Genomic DNA, 14,832 nt, shown 5'->3' with positions numbered 1-14,832 from the left:
GAGACTGATAAGAAGGGATGGCGTATTTTTTATGCCTAATCTAGTCTTTATTAGTATCCGTTCTTTGTATTATTGTTCGGGAAATTATTATTGGAGCATAGTATAGGGGAGATACATATAAAAGAGCGCCATTATAAGCTGTAACGCATAAGTTGCGCAGGAAATGCAACGATAACTAGCTTTACTCTTCATCATTTATTTGAACATAATGGGTATAGAGAGGTGATAAACACAGTATGATTTTTAGTGAGCGTTTAAAAGAAGAAAGGGAAAAAAGAAATTGGTCGCAAAATGATTTGGCTGAAAAACTTCATGTGAGCAGGCAATCTGTTTCGAAATGGGAGACGGGAAAGAACTATCCGAGCATTGAAATTATTATTCATTTAAGTGATCTGTTCGGTATTACAATTGATGAACTGCTAAGGAGTGATGAAGAATTGACGCAGAAAGTAATTGAAGATAGTAAGCAATTGGCGTATCCAAAATGGAAGGTGTTTTTTGATAGTCTATTTATGATAGGAGTATTTTTGTTTATTGCAAAAATCGTTGTATGGATGCTAAATAAGTTTGCAGGAGCAAGTATTACAATTGTAGCAGATGCGCCATATGTAATGAATCTTTTGCCCCTTGCATTCATGATTATAGGTGGTATGGGATCGGATAAGTTGAAGAAAATATATAAATAGAGGAAAGATTTGAAAGAAATCCCCTACACTAGCTGTTCTTTTCACTTAAATTGTGTACTATAAAGGATAGGATGACATAAAGAAGGGGATATAGAGAATGGAATTTCATGAACAGAAGATTTTGCCGGCAGTGAGGCAAATTAAAGATTTGGAAAAGCTATTACATAGTTCGTATGAATACATCGTTATTTTAGATATTCATGTCGGCCAATTGAAGAGTGTTATATCACTTGCGAAGCAATATTGTAAAAAGGTGTTTTTACATGTGGATTTAATTCATGGCTTGCAGAGTGATGGGCATGCGACGGAATATTTATGTCAGGAGTTTAGACCGTACGGGTTACTTTCGACAAAGGCGAGCGTTATTATGAAGGCGAAGCAAAAAGGTGTTGTGGCAATACAACGCATCTTTTTAATCGATTCGAGTGCGATGGAGAAGAGCTGCAATCTTTTAGATAAGACGAAACCGGATTATATTGAGGTGCTTCCAGGAGCAATGACGGATATTATCGCTGAAGTGAAAGAGCGTACTGGTGTACCGATTTTAGCAGGTGGTTTTATTCGTACTGTAGAAGATGTGGAAAGAGCTTTAAACGCTGGTGCGACAGCGATTACGACGTCAAAACGCGAACTATGGAAACATTACCAAAAAAAGTGACGAAAATGTGAAAAGATTCTGTTGACACCGCTTTCATAAGAGGTTAACATTATAGACAAGTTAATAAACGTGACGGAGAAAAGAAGAGATCCACATTTCATTGTTTCTATATAAATTTATATAGAAGCGTGCAAAGCTGTGGGTCTTTTTCTTTTGACAAAAACGAATGGCCATTCATTTTACCTCTATCACATTTGGAAGCGTTTAAATTGATTGTGGAGGGATACTATGTCAGCATTTTTAGGAGAGTTAATAGGGACTGCGTTGTTAATCGTACTTGGTGGCGGCGTTTGTGCTGGTGTAAGTTTAAAGAAATCGTTTGCGAAAGATTCAGGTTGGATTGTTATTACAATGGGCTGGGGCTTAGCAGTAGCGGTTGCAGCGTATGCGGTTGGATCAATTAGTGGGGCACATTTGAATCCAGCTTTAACGATAGGACTGGCATTTAAGGGAGCGTTCCCATGGAGTGACGTACCAGGTTATATCGTAGCACAAATGATTGGGGCAATTATCGGGGCAGTTATCGTATATTTACATTACTTACCACACTGGAAAGAAACAGAAGATCCAGGAACAAAGTTAGGTGTATTTGCAACAGGTCCAGCAATTCCGAACACATTTGCAAACCTTTTAAGTGAAATGATTGGAACATTCGTTTTAGTATTTGGTATATTAGCAATTGGTGCAAATAAATTTGCAGATGGATTAAATCCATTTATCGTAGGTTTCTTAATTGTAAGTATTGGTTTATCATTAGGTGGGACAACAGGATACGCAATTAACCCAGCACGTGATTTAGGTCCGCGTATCGCACACTTCTTCCTTCCGATTGCAGGAAAAGGCGGTTCAAACTGGAAGTATGCATGGATTCCAGTAGTAGGTCCAATTTTAGGTGGATCACTTGCAGGTTTATTCCATCAAGTTGTATTTGAAGGAAAACAAAATTCAGCACTTATTTATGTGATTATCGCAACTGTGATTGTACTAGCAATCTCTTATATGACAAGTAAAAAAAGCGGAAGCAATACAAATAGTAGAAAAGTAGCATAAGGGGGAAACCGATATGAAAAAATATATTCTTTCATTAGACCAAGGAACAACAAGCTCACGTGCAATTTTATTCAATAAAAAAGGTGAAATTGTTCATTCAGCTCAAAAAGAGTTTACACAACATTTTCCAAAGCCGGGCTGGGTAGAGCATAATGCGCAAGAAATTTGGGGATCTATTTTAGCAGTTATCGCAACTTGCTTAAGCGAAGCAGATGTAAAACCAGAACAAATCGCTGGTATCGGTATTACGAACCAACGTGAAACAACGGTTGTATGGGATAAAACAACTAGTAAACCAATTTACAACGCAATCGTATGGCAATCTCGCCAAACAGCTGAAATTTGTGATGAGTTAAAAGAAAAAGGTTATAGCGAAATGGTTCGCGAAAAAACAGGTCTTTTAATTGATGCATACTTCTCTGGAACGAAAGTAAAGTGGATTTTAGATAACGTTGAAGGTGCAAGAGAGAAAGCAGAAAACGGGGATCTATTATTCGGAACAATTGATTCATGGCTTGTATGGAAACTATCTGGTGGTAAAGCACACGTAACAGATTACTCAAACGCATCACGTACGTTAATGTTTAACATTCACGACTTACAGTGGGATGATGAGCTTCTAGACATGTTAACAGTACCAAAGAGTATGCTTCCAGAAGTACGTCCATCATCTGAAATATATGGAGAAACAATTGATTACCACTTCTTCGGTCAAAATGTACCGATTGCAGGTGTAGCTGGTGACCAACAAGCAGCTTTATTTGGACAAGCTTGTTTCGGTGAAGGTATGGCGAAGAACACTTACGGAACTGGTTGCTTTATGTTAATGAACACAGGTGAAAAAGCAGTAGCTTCTGAGCACGGTCTATTAACAACAATTGCATGGGGAATAGATGGTAAAGTGAACTACGCATTAGAAGGAAGTATTTTCGTAGCAGGTTCTGCGATTCAGTGGTTACGTGACGGAATGCGCATGTTTAAAGATGCAAGTGAGAGTGAAGTATATGCCTCTCGCGTTGAATCAACTGACGGTGTATACGTTGTACCAGCATTCGTTGGACTAGGAACACCTTATTGGGATAGTGAAGTACGCGGCGCTATGTTTGGTGTAACACGCGGTACGACGAAAGAGCATTTCATTCGTGCAACGCTAGAATCTTTAGCTTACCAAACGAAAGATGTATTATGCGCAATGGAAGCAGATTCAGGTATTGAACTGAAAACATTACGCGTTGATGGCGGAGCGGTTAAAAATAACTTCTTAATGAAGTTCCAAAGTGATATTTTAGATGTTCCTGTAGAGCGTCCAGTGATCAACGAAACGACAGCTTTAGGTGCAGCATACTTAGCTGGTCTTGCGGTTGGATATTGGAAAAACCAAGATGAAATTAAATCACAGTGGCATATGGACAAACGCTTTGAACCAACGATGGAAGCGGAAACAAGCGAAGAGCTATATGCTGGATGGAAAAAAGCAATTGAAGCAACAAAAGCTTTCAAATAATCATAAACAGTGTTATAATGGTGACAAGTTAATAATTCGGTAGGAGATTTGGAGAGACCACAACGCGCTATAGAGGCGAAATCTATAGCGGAGTTTGTGGTCTCTTTTTTCGTTATCAAAGGGAGGAATTACCATGAAATTTTCAAGTAAACAACGTAAAGACGTATTAAACGGAGTAAATAAACAAGAGTTAGATGTGATCGTAATTGGTGGAGGTATTACTGGTTCTGGTATTGCATTAGATGGAGCAACACGCGGGTTATCAACAATTGTGTTTGAAATGCAGGACTTTGCAGCAGGTACATCAAGTCGTTCAACGAAGCTTGTACACGGTGGTCTACGTTATTTAAAACAACTTGAAGTGAAAATGGTAGCAGAGGTGGGTAAAGAGCGTGCGATCGTATATGAGAACGGTCCCCATGTAACAACACCAGAGTGGATGTTACTTCCGTTCCATACAGGCGGTACGTTCGGATCATTTAGTACATCAATTGGTCTTCGTGTATACGACTTCTTAGCAGGTGTAAAACGAAGCGAGCGCAGAAAGATGTTTAACCGTGAAGAAACGCTAAACAAAGAGCCTCTTGTAAAAAAAGAAGGATTAAAAGGTGGCGGTTACTACGTAGAATATCGTACAGACGATGCGCGTCTTACAATTGAAGTAATGAAAGAAGCAATTGAGCATGGTGCGAAAGCTGTTAACTACGCAAAAGTAGACAGTTTCTTATATAAAGATGGAAAAGTATGCGGTGTACGTGTAATCGATTTACTAGACGGTGAAGTATATGAAGTTTACGGTAAGAAAATTGTAAACGCAGCTGGTCCTTGGGTAGATACACTTCGTGAAAAAGATAACTCGAAAAAAGGAAAAGTACTTCAGTTATCAAAAGGTGTTCACTTAGTAATTGATCAAAAACGTTTCCCACTCGGGCAAGCAATTTACTTCGATACACCAGATAAACGTATGGTGTTCGCGATTCCTCGCGGAGGAAAAACATACGTAGGTACAACAGATACGTTCTATGATAAAGACGCAGCTGTACCACAAATGACAACAGAAGATCGCACATACATCATTAATGCGATTAACTACATGTTCCCAAGCGTGAAAATTACAGAGAAAGACATTGAATCAAGCTGGGCTGGTGTACGTCCGTTAATTTATGAAGAAGGTAAGAATGCATCTGAAATTTCTCGTAAAGATGAAATTTGGACTTCTGAATCTGGTTTAATTACAATCGCAGGTGGTAAATTAACAGGATACCGTAAAATGGCTGAAATGGTAGTAGATTACGTAACGAACTTACTACAAAAAGAAGGTCATAGCGCATATCCGAAGAGCGATACGAAACATATGCCAATCTCTGGTGGACATGTAGATGGTTCACACGGATTCCCAGCATTTGTTGCGAAAAAAGCAGACGAAGGTACAAAATCTGGTTTAACGAAAGTACAAGCAGAAGAGTTCGCGAAATTCTACGGCTCTAACGTTGATGTACTGTTCGACTTAGCGAAAAAACATAAAGAAGAAGCGAAAGAATACAACATGCCGCTTGAAGTTCTAATCCCACTTGTATACGCAATGGATTACGAAATGACAGCAAAACCAGTTGACTTCTTCGTACGCCGCAGAGGCGCTGTATTCTTCAACATCCACTGGGTATACGAGTGGAAAGAAGCAGTAATCAACTACATGGCTGCGAAACTAGGCTGGAGCAAAGAAGAACAAATGAAATATACAGCTGAACTAGAAAAAGCACTAACAGACGCTGTAATTCCTGTAGATCAACAAGAACAGGCAGCTGCGTTAGCATAAAATAGAGAACCACCTGAAGGGGAGCCTTTAGGTGGTTTTTTCTCTTGACTAAAAATAAATAAAATGTGTTACAATGATGATAGAGTATTTAGTGTGAATTTTGCATAAAATAAAAAAGACAGAAGCCTGAGAAACTTCTGCCTTTGTAACCTAACTTGCTATTGTGGTGGTAGTAGGTGCGGTTATAAGACAATTACATTAACGTTTTAGCCGAGAACCGCCCTTACCTTTTCCACGAAGCAGGGTGGTTCTCGCTTTTTTGTATACAGAAATTAGCCATGGACCGAAGTATCTTCTACCGATGACAACGCCAGCTCCGGTTAGGATACCATACACTAATTTAATTACAAACATCGCGATCATATTATCACCTCCCCCTTTTTTCAAAATGGAAGAGATGATTACCACACCTACTAGTTATAGCTTATTAAGTTACGTATTCATTGTATTATGTTTTAAAATAGGGAACAAGATATATGGATGAAAATTCCTAGTTTTTAAGCAGAGCATTAGTGTCAGGGGACAAGAAGTAAATAAATATTCATAAAAAAACGGTATGGACATTACCATCCGTATTTTTTTATGTATTTATAAAACTTTTCCATACAGTGCGTCGTCTAATATATGGGAAGGAGGAAATGATGTGGATGAATTAACGATAGAAGCGTTTGAAATAGAAGATAAGGAGGAACTTATCGACGAAATAATGAACAAGTATGGGCAAGAAGTCCTGCAGCTTGTGTATTCATATGTGAATAATAAAGAGATTGCGGAGGATGTAACGCAAGATATATTTGTAAAATGTTATAAATCTCTTCATACATATAAAGGGAAATCGAATGTGAAAACGTGGTTATGGAGAATTGCGATTAATCAATGTAAGGACTATATAAAAAGTTGGTATAACAAAAAGGTAATCGTTACAGAGGATGAATTTGCGTATATTGGGATTCAAAATGATAGTGTCGAACAAACTGTCATTCAAAATGCGGAGGATAGTAGGTTGGCTTCTGCGGTAATGAGTTTACCGATAAAATATCGAGAAGTCATTTATCTATTTTATTATGAAGAATTATCAATTAAAGAGATTGCTACAGTAATAGAAGTAAAGGAAAACACGATAAAAACGAGACTGAAAAAAGCGAAGGAGCTTTTGAAGAAAGGATTGGAGGAATAATCAAATGGAAGATCGATTAAAAGGCTTGCGAAAATCAATGGAGAACACAACGTTTAAACATTTGAGTTTTTCTGATCAGCACCAGAAGCAGGTGCGCGAAAAAATTAAGCAATCGTCCGAAAAGGAAGAAGATATCCTTTTAGCAGTGTTACAACTTCTTATGAATGAAAAAACGGGTTATGAATTGATGCAGTTGCTAAGAGGGAGAGGGATTCAAAAATTCGAAGGTGGTGAAGGGTCTCTATACACTTTATTACATCGTCTAGAACAAAATCGCTTTATCCAATCTAGCTGGGATCACGCGGGAGCTAAATATTATCAATTAAATGATAAAGGAAATAAAATGCTGCGAAAGGCAGAGAAGAATGCTACGAAGGCACGATTTATATTAAAAGGATTAGTACAGGAGTGAGAAAAAATTGAGCAAAAAAGGGGAGCGTTTTTTAAAAGAAGTTACGAACCATATTAAATCAAAAGAAGCAAAGGACTTGGTGGCAACAGAACTAGACTTTCACTTGAAACAGACGAAGAATATGTGGATAGAGAAAGGCTTAAGTGAGGAAGTTGCTGAAGATAAGGCTGTTGAACAAATGGGAAGTCCAATTAAGCTTGGCCAGGAACTTAATAAACTACATAAGCCAAAGGTTGATTGGTTCTTAATTGGTTTATTAGTGGCTGCGATGGGGCTAGGATTTTTGCCAGTTATAGCTTTTGGATATACGAATGATGTAATAATGAATAAGGTGATATTTGTTATTCTCGGTGTTGTAACAGCTTTTGGGATGATGCTGATTGATTATCGGAAATTAGAGAGAATGGGAGGGTTGTTTTACACAATCGGGGTACTCATTCTGTTAATGCTATACTGTTTTCCGAACGCTTCGTTGACTGGAGAACCGTTAATAAAAATCGGTCCTATTGAAATTGATTGTTTAATAGCAGTACCGTTCTTTTTTCTAGCGTGGGCGTCTTTTTTCAATAATAGTAGGTTAAAGGTTATGCATCTTGTGGTTTTATATTTATTTTCTTTGTATTTATTTTTGATTGTATCAACCCTTTCGTCAATTTTTGTTTATATGACAATGGTATTCGTTATGCTTTGGTGGAGTAAGTTAGGAAAGAAAACGGCGTTGATTATTACGATTGTACCCATTTGTTTATTTATTATCAGGGCATCGGTATCCTGGTCTTCAGGATATCACTTAGATAGAATTTTAGGGTATTTAAATCCGGAGAGTGATGCAGGTGGTGCAGGATTTATTTAAAAGAGGTAATGTCGTCGGCTGGTTGGTTTGGTACATCTGGAGATACAAAATTCATTCCTGCTGCGGATACTGATTTTGTATTTGCAAGTTTGACTTACTATTATGGGTATTGGCTTGCGCTAGTTCTTATCTTCGTGCTTTCTCTTTTTGTAGCAAGATTAATAGTCATATCTTATAAAATAAATGATCGGTATGGTAAATTGCTGCTCGCTGGTGGAGTGACTCTTTTTGTATTCCAATTCATTTATAATGTTGGAATGATACTAGGATTATTGCCGCATGCTGCTATATCCTTACCTTTTATTAGCTACGGATTAACGCCAACTGTATTTCATGCGCTTATAATGGGGATCGTGCTGAGTGTGTATAGGCGTAAGGATATTTCAATTAGAATGAGAAAAACACCTTGAATCATCAAGGTGTTTTCGTTATAAGCTTAAAACTCTCCGAATTAGCCCCAAGCACAAAAGGACTAACCTCGCCAACACTATAAAGTTGCAACTCATGCATCGCGCGCGTACAAGCAGTGTAGAACAATCTACGTACGCTCTCATCACTGTATACATCTTCAGAAGCATCATAAATAATAACAGCGTCAAATTCAATACCCTTCGCTAAATAAGCAGGGATCACGACAATACCTTGCTCATACTCGGCTGAGTTACTCTTCACGAGTTTAATATTCTCGATATGACGGAGTGCTTCGTATGCAGCGGCGCTTTCAGTTGCGGATTTACATATAATTGCGATTGTATTGTGATTTTGTTTTTGTAGTTCGGTAACTTTTGTAGTAATATGCTCGTGCAGTTCGCTGTAATCAGCTACTTTCGTTACTGTAGGTTTCTCGCCGTCGCGTTCAAAGGCGTGAATGTTCTTCCCTTCCGGTACGAGAGCACGTGTAAATTCAATAATCGGTTTTGTTGAGCGGTAGCTACGAGTTAAGTTAATACCGTTCGTTTCATCTGGTCCGTATAAGCTAGTAAGTGTATTGAAATTCACTGCCTCACTCGCATGGGCAAATATCGCTTGGTTAAAGTCTCCGAGTACCGTCATTCTTGCAGCAGGGAAGAGACGTTTTAAGAACTCGAACTGAAACGGAGAATAATCTTGCGCTTCATCTACGAGTACGTGTTTAATCGATCTGTTCGTTTGGAAGCCTTCAATTAATTCTTTTAAAAGTAAAAATGGAGTCGCATCCTCGTAATATAGCTTTCCTTCATCAAGCATGTTCACCGTTAGAGAGCAAATGTCATCCCATTCTTTCGGTTTTTCTCCAGTAACCCATGATGCGTCTGTGAAGAGTTGTTTATAGATTCCTGTGAAATTGATGAAGCGCAGTGTTTGAACGCCTTTACGAAGCGGCTTCAATTTTTTGCGGACAATCATACGTCCCAGGACTTTCGTTTCTTTCTCATAGTCATTAAAAGAGTTGTCGTCAAACTCGCCTTTTTTCTGCAAGTATTTATAAGCCTTTTGATATTCATCTTTACTAAGTAATTCAATTTCTTCTTCTACCCAAGGCTTTTTCAGTTCTGCTTTTTCAAGTGCATCTATTTGTTTATTTAGCCAATCCGTTAACTTCTCAATTCGACTATGGAAGCGGAGGGAGGAGTCAGTATTGTAAAATTGCTCTGTAATTTCTTTAGCTGAGGCGATCAGTTTCCCTCTAAATTTCATTCCTCTAAATAGCATGCCTGAAGTTTCAAGAGATTGTCTGTACGCTTTAATCATTTCGAAAAATTGAGTGGATGCTTTAAATCGGATGCTCGCATTTCTAATTTTGTAATTTGCGCTATTTGTTTCAGTTAGCATATATTCTAATTGTTCGTAAGGATCTTCCACATCAAATGACTTACTTAGTCTATGGTTTAAATATTCTTGGAATGTTACTTGCTGCATATTTTCTTCACCGAGTTCAGGTAGTACGTTAGAAACGTAGCTATTGAACATAGAGTTAGGGGAAAAGAGAATAATTTGATCCGCTTTTAGCCATTCGCGATATTTATATAGTAAGTAGGCGATTCGCTGCAGGGCAGCTGATGTTTTACCACTACCAGCAGCTCCTTGAACGATAAGGAGTCGGCCTTCATCGTGACGGATAATTTCATTTTGCTCACGCTGAATCGTAGCGACGATGCTCTGCATATGTTTGTTTGTACCTTTTCCGAGCGCTTGTTGCAGAATTTCATCACCGATTGTGAGGCTCGTATCGAACATGGAATCAATCTCGCCATTTTGAATAATGTATTGTAATTTTTTCTCCACATTACCGCGAATTACGCCGCCTGGTGTGTTGTATTCAGCCGGTCCTGGTGGATAGTCGTAATAAACACTTGAAATTGGGGCGCGCCAGTCATAAATAAGAAAGTTTTCTCCGCTTGCATCAGTAAGGGTAGAAACACCGATATAGATTTGTTCTGCGGCAGGTTCGCCTTCTTCAGTAAAATCGATGCGTCCGAAGTAAGGTGCTTTTTGCATGCGTCGCAGCGCGGCAAGTCGATTAAAGGTGTGTTTATGGGTGATTTGTGTAACAGCTAGTGACTGAGCTTGTTGTCTTAAGTTGATAACTGTTTCAAGGTAATCATCAAAAGTATCTGTATTCACTTTAACGTCATCCCAGAAGTGTTTACGGATGTTGATTACTTCTGCCCGGCGTCTGCCAGTTTCGTTTTCCAGCTTATCAATTTGCTGCGTAATCGTTTCGATTACGGTATCCAATCGTTTTTGCTCTAGATCAAGTTTTTTGTTCATACGTAAGCACTCCTTTAAAAGTGAAAAATAGAGGTTGACTGAAGAAAGGTTTTGTTGTACAATTAAGATACGGATAAATACGTTCTGTGTATTTTAGAAAACGTGTTTCTGTACTAATTTAACATAGTTTCTTAATTTAATCAATAATGATGAGAAAAACCCTTGGTTCCACGCGTTGTGAATCAAGGGTTTTTTGTTTTTCTGTAAGAAATAATTGCAATTTTGCCGAGGATAATCTAAGTAAAGTATAGAAACAATCAGGAATAGGGGGATACTGATGGGGAAATATTTTGAGGAAGCACATCGTTTTTGTTCTCGTAATAGAAAGCACTTAGAAAAGGATGTTATATGTGGTTGTTTCTATTGTTTAGAAATTTTCCATCCAGAAAAAATTACAGAGTGGTGGGATGATGATAACACAGCAGTTTGTCCGTATTGTGGGATTGACTCTATTATAGGGGAAAGTTCAGGATTTAGAATCACAGAAATGTTTTTAAGTGAAATGCATAAAAGATGGTTTTAGTTAAACGAATGACAAAATAAACTTTCGGTAACGAAGATAGTGTAAAACTAGCTAAGATTGTACACTATCCATAAAATGAAAAAGACGTTATCCTTTCTATAGAATCGAAGAGTCAATCATGTAATTTCATTTACTCAATCTGTACACAATTTCCCCCTGGAAGAGGGGATATAAAAAAGCTCGGGCTTAGCCCGAGCTTTTCATTATTTCTTTTCGTCTTTTTTCTCGTCAGCTTTTTGCTCTTTGAAAAGATCTTTTAAATCTTTATCGTCAACTTTTACGTCAGCTTTTTTGATTTCTTTCATCATAAGATCGTTCATGAATTGAGCATCTTGCGTTTTTTCTTGAGCTAGTGATTTTTTAATATCAGCTTTTGCTTTATCGAAAGTAGCATCTGCGTGATTATCAGTTACTTTAATAATATGGTAACCAAATTGTGTTTTTACAGGTTCGCTTACTTCATCTTTTTTCAACTTTTGAGCTGCTTCTTCGAATTCTTTTACCATTTTCCCTGGTCCGAAGAATCCTAAGTCGCCACCTTTTTCTTTTGAACCTGTATCTTCAGAGTATTGTTTTGCTAATTCTTCGAAAGATTTACCTTGAGCAAGTTCATCTTTCACTTTTTTAGCAGTTTCTTCATCTTTTACAAGGATATGACTTGCTTTAATTTCCTTTTTATAATCCTCGAATTTTGCTTTTACATCTTTATCAGTAATCGATTGTTCAACCGCTTTTTCTTGAGCTAATTGAGCACGTACACTATTTTTTATAGTTTCTTCTTTAATACCTTGTTGTTTCATTAGGGTATCGAATTGATCACCGTATTGTTTTTTCATTTCATCGAACTTTTTGTCTACATCTTTGTCTTCAACTTTGTAGTTTTTAATAAGTACTTTTTCCATAACCATGTTGTTTAGTACTTGTTTACCAGCTTGTGTTTTCATTTGATCGTAGAATTCTTCTTTTGTAATGTCACCAGCTTTAGATGTAACGATTTTGTCTGATGATGATGTTCCACATGCTGATAATGCGATTACACTTGTTGCGGCTAAGGCAAGCATAGCTTTCTTCATTCGATAAACACTCCTACTATTATGTATTTTTAATTTATCCTACACCGATGAATTTTAAATTCATAAGAGCCCGATTAAGTCTCACTGATACTTTTGCTTTTTTGTATTGGTAAAGCGCGCTTAACAGGGCTTACCGTGGCTGAGGATAAAGTTTTGATGAATGTTTTGTTCTATAGTATAAGCAATATGTACAAAATTTAATATATCATATTTCGACGCGTTTTCATATTGATAAAGAAAAATTAACCAGTACGTGTCAGATTTTGAAAGTGTGCCATATTGGGCGTATGCCGCATATACAGAATAGAGGAGGGGATGGGGATGAATTCTCAACTTATTTTATTACTTGTACTGTTTATTTTATTGGTTATTGTAGGTATAATTTGCTTATAGAGGAAAAAAGTGAGGAAGGGGCTTTCCTTCCTCACTTTCCATGAAATATAATTTCTATATAACTAGAAATTAATAAAATTGTTATACATACATTAATAACCCGAAAGACACCGGGCTGGCGGCTCGCAGCTATTTGTTTTCGTTCACACAGTGTATGTGTCATGAAATTCGTGTAAAATATAACAAGAAGTGCGAATGCGACAAAAACAACTGTTATAAGTGTCATGAGGCGAGACCTCCTTTTGGCTAAAATACATATACATATATTGTATCACACGATATTTTGTTCGTGTTACAAAATTCAGAAATAGAAAACTTTGTGTTAGAAAGTGAGGGAGAAAATGGACGTTGTTAGAAGATTAGAACAAGCTGAATACTACGTAGACCTACTATTTAAAATGATTGATGAAGAGAAGTGTCCATTTTATTCTTTGATCATAAAGAAAAAAGCTCGTAAAAAAGATATTGAACGTATACTAAATCTTTGTGAAAAACTGAACGAGCAATATGTAGTGGAGAAAGCAGAAGGGCTTCTTTTGTTCGATGCGCTGTTAGATCAATTTGAAAAAGCGCTTCCACATCAGCTCGAAGTACACGAAACTGCGGAAGCGCTAGCAAAACAAGGTTTATTTAAGCCGCTTATGAATGAATTCTTAAGCATGATTGCGAAAAAATAAATAGATTATTTCTTAACTAACTTTTGATCGGATTCTGTAAAGTTCTCTTCAATATCTTCTAATGATTTCTCAAAAATATCGATAAAGTCTTGTCCGTAAATATTACGCAGGATTGCAATCAGTTCGATATTTTCTGGGAACTTCCCATAAAAATTACGAAGTGCAAGAGCCCCATTAAACACTGAATTATTTTCAGGATCATACTCCTCCATTAAGCGAAGTAGTAATTCTTCCCCTTTGTCTGTAATTTCAATGTACGTATTTCGTTTATCATCTTCCTTTTTTGAGAATACAAGATAGCCGCGTTCTTCCAGCTTTTTCGAGAAGTTAAACGCCGTTGATACGTGCATAACTCCAAACTTAGCAATCTCAGAAATAGAAGCCCCTTTTAAATGATAAGCGATTGTTAAAATATGATGTTCATTAATATTTAAATCGTAAGGTTTAATCCACTGCTGCCAATCTTTCTCTACACATTTCCATAACGCTTTCGATAATTGAGCAATGCGTTGGCTGAAAATCATCGCTTCTTTTACCGAGTAATCTTTTTCTCCACTTTTCATTTACTCACCCACTTTAACATTCTTTTTCATTACTATCTATTATGCCAGTAAAATAAAAATTAATAAAGTCTTTTTGTAAGAATTGTGAAAATTTTTTAACAAAATGACATTCTATACAAATCATGCATAACTATGGAAGCGTTTTATGAGTCGTGAATACATGCGTTGTCCTTACATGTTAATTGATAACATATATTGTAAATGCATAAAAACACGGCATATCTATACGATATGCCGTGTCAAGGTCAATTTATATAAAAAATATTTGTTATATGCAAAAAACTAAGCAGGAATTTGTTTACGCTTTTTCTGGAACAGCTTCTTGCAGTTTCTCAATTGACTTTTGGATGTCCAAAATTTCTTTCTCAATATGGCGCTTGTTTTGAGAAATATCTTGTTTCCAGTTAGAAAGCGTGTCTTGCATGTCATCTTTTAGTTCTTGAAACACTTCTTTACCTTCTGAAGCAGTTTCAACAATTTGACGCTTTAATAATTTCGTATCAGCTGTAATATCAGCTAAAGTCTTTTTAATATCATTTCCTTTTTCTTTTAACTTGCCGCGCATGTCTTTACCAGAAGAAGGAGTTGAGAAAAGAACGGCTAGTCCTGCAACTGCTCCCCCGCAAATAACACCTGTAATAAAGGATTTAGCTTTTGACATAAAAGGAGACCTCCTTATTTTTTGTTCGTATTCAT

Annotated in this window: 15 protein-coding genes and 1 pseudogene; 10 read left to right on the top strand and 6 right to left on the bottom strand. The window is 37.1% G+C overall.

Annotation, left to right across the window (positions count from 1 at the left end):
• Positions 1-236: 236 nt before the first annotated feature.
• From AC1Q8L_RS06945 to glpD, 5 genes are all read left to right on the top strand, one after another.
• Entirely contained in the window at positions 237-686 is a 450-nt protein-coding gene (locus tag AC1Q8L_RS06945) for a helix-turn-helix domain-containing protein (RefSeq protein ID WP_000577655.1), read from the top strand.
• Positions 687-783: 97 nt separating this feature from the next.
• Positions 784-1,344, top strand: a complete 561-nt coding sequence (gene glpP / locus AC1Q8L_RS06940; RefSeq protein WP_000394286.1) for a glycerol uptake operon antiterminator GlpP — start codon at positions 784-786, stop codon at positions 1,342-1,344.
• Between the two features lie 228 nt (positions 1,345-1,572).
• Positions 1,573-2,394 carry a glycerol uptake facilitator protein GlpF gene (gene glpF, locus AC1Q8L_RS06935; RefSeq protein WP_001272200.1) on the top strand — a complete coding sequence of 274 codons (822 nt, stop codon included), beginning with the start codon at positions 1,573-1,575 and terminating at the stop codon, positions 2,392-2,394.
• Positions 2,395-2,407: 13 nt separating this feature from the next.
• Positions 2,408-3,898: a glycerol kinase GlpK gene (gene glpK / locus AC1Q8L_RS06930; RefSeq protein ID WP_000760007.1), complete on the top strand. Its 1,491-nt coding sequence runs from the start codon at positions 2,408-2,410 to the stop codon at positions 3,896-3,898.
• 133 nt (positions 3,899-4,031) lie between these two features.
• Positions 4,032-5,714: an aerobic glycerol-3-phosphate dehydrogenase gene (glpD, locus tag AC1Q8L_RS06925; RefSeq protein WP_000672829.1), complete on the top strand. Its 1,683-nt coding sequence runs from the start codon at positions 4,032-4,034 to the stop codon at positions 5,712-5,714.
• 198 nt (positions 5,715-5,912) lie between these two features.
• On the opposite strand, the gene AC1Q8L_RS06920 is transcribed toward glpD, so the two are convergent.
• Positions 5,913-6,077 (bottom strand): hypothetical protein, encoded by a 165-nt coding sequence (locus AC1Q8L_RS06920; protein WP_000561150.1) that lies wholly within the window; start codon positions 6,075-6,077, stop codon positions 5,913-5,915.
• Positions 6,078-6,357: 280 nt separating this feature from the next.
• Here AC1Q8L_RS06920 and AC1Q8L_RS06915 point away from each other — a divergent pair, with 280 nt between their 5' ends.
• The 3 genes and pseudogenes from AC1Q8L_RS06915 to AC1Q8L_RS06905 all read left to right on the top strand — a co-directional run bounded on the left by AC1Q8L_RS06915 (position 6,358) and on the right by AC1Q8L_RS06905 (position 8,566).
• Complete coding sequence (locus AC1Q8L_RS06915; RefSeq protein WP_000344008.1) at positions 6,358-6,891, top strand: sigma-70 family RNA polymerase sigma factor; 534 nt, start codon at positions 6,358-6,360, stop codon at positions 6,889-6,891.
• A 4-nt stretch (positions 6,892-6,895) separates the two neighbouring features.
• Entirely contained in the window at positions 6,896-7,303 is a 408-nt protein-coding gene (locus AC1Q8L_RS06910; RefSeq protein ID WP_000390151.1) for a PadR family transcriptional regulator, read from the top strand.
• Between the two features lie 7 nt (positions 7,304-7,310).
• A pseudogene (locus AC1Q8L_RS06905) lies at positions 7,311-8,566 on the top strand (FtsW/RodA/SpoVE family cell cycle protein).
• A gap of 4 nt (positions 8,567-8,570) precedes the next feature.
• Here the strand turns inward: AC1Q8L_RS06905 and helD are convergent.
• Positions 8,571-10,907 carry an RNA polymerase recycling motor HelD gene (helD, locus tag AC1Q8L_RS06900; RefSeq protein ID WP_025118253.1) on the bottom strand — a complete coding sequence of 779 codons (2,337 nt, stop codon included), beginning with the start codon at positions 10,905-10,907 and terminating at the stop codon, positions 8,571-8,573.
• 277 nt (positions 10,908-11,184) lie between these two features.
• On the opposite strand from helD, the gene AC1Q8L_RS06895 reads away from it, so the two are divergent.
• Positions 11,185-11,430, top strand: a complete 246-nt coding sequence (locus tag AC1Q8L_RS06895) for a hypothetical protein (protein ID WP_000521398.1) — start codon at positions 11,185-11,187, stop codon at positions 11,428-11,430.
• Positions 11,431-11,633: 203 nt separating this feature from the next.
• Here the strand turns inward: AC1Q8L_RS06895 and prsA are convergent, their stop codons facing one another.
• Both prsA and AC1Q8L_RS06885 read right to left on the bottom strand, forming a co-directional pair.
• Positions 11,634-12,503: a peptidylprolyl isomerase PrsA gene (prsA, locus tag AC1Q8L_RS06890; protein ID WP_016513168.1), complete on the bottom strand. Its 870-nt coding sequence runs from the start codon at positions 12,501-12,503 to the stop codon at positions 11,634-11,636.
• A gap of 424 nt (positions 12,504-12,927) precedes the next feature.
• On the bottom strand, positions 12,928-13,122 hold the full coding sequence (locus tag AC1Q8L_RS06885) for a hypothetical protein (RefSeq protein ID WP_000172690.1): 195 nt from the start codon (positions 13,120-13,122) through the stop codon (positions 12,928-12,930).
• A 115-nt stretch (positions 13,123-13,237) separates the two neighbouring features.
• Here AC1Q8L_RS06885 and AC1Q8L_RS06880 point away from each other — a divergent pair, with 115 nt between their 5' ends.
• The gene (locus tag AC1Q8L_RS06880; RefSeq protein WP_000383655.1) at positions 13,238-13,573 is read left to right on the top strand and encodes a DUF1878 family protein; all 336 of its coding nucleotides are present in this window, start codon (positions 13,238-13,240) and stop codon (positions 13,571-13,573) included.
• A 5-nt stretch (positions 13,574-13,578) separates the two neighbouring features.
• Here the strand turns inward: AC1Q8L_RS06880 and AC1Q8L_RS06875 are convergent, their stop codons facing one another.
• On the bottom strand, positions 13,579-14,136 hold the full coding sequence (locus tag AC1Q8L_RS06875) for an HTH-type transcriptional regulator Hpr (RefSeq protein WP_000834924.1): 558 nt from the start codon (positions 14,134-14,136) through the stop codon (positions 13,579-13,581).
• Positions 14,137-14,434: 298 nt separating this feature from the next.
• On the bottom strand, positions 14,435-14,797 hold the full coding sequence (locus AC1Q8L_RS06870) for a YtxH domain-containing protein (protein ID WP_000030302.1): 363 nt from the start codon (positions 14,795-14,797) through the stop codon (positions 14,435-14,437).
• Between the last annotated feature and the right edge of the window lie 35 nt (positions 14,798-14,832).

The organism is Bacillus sp. GW823-FHT06A11 (assembly GCF_058795355.1).
Note: the sequence above shows the minus strand (reverse complement) of the source record. Positions and strands in the feature narration are given on the sequence as shown.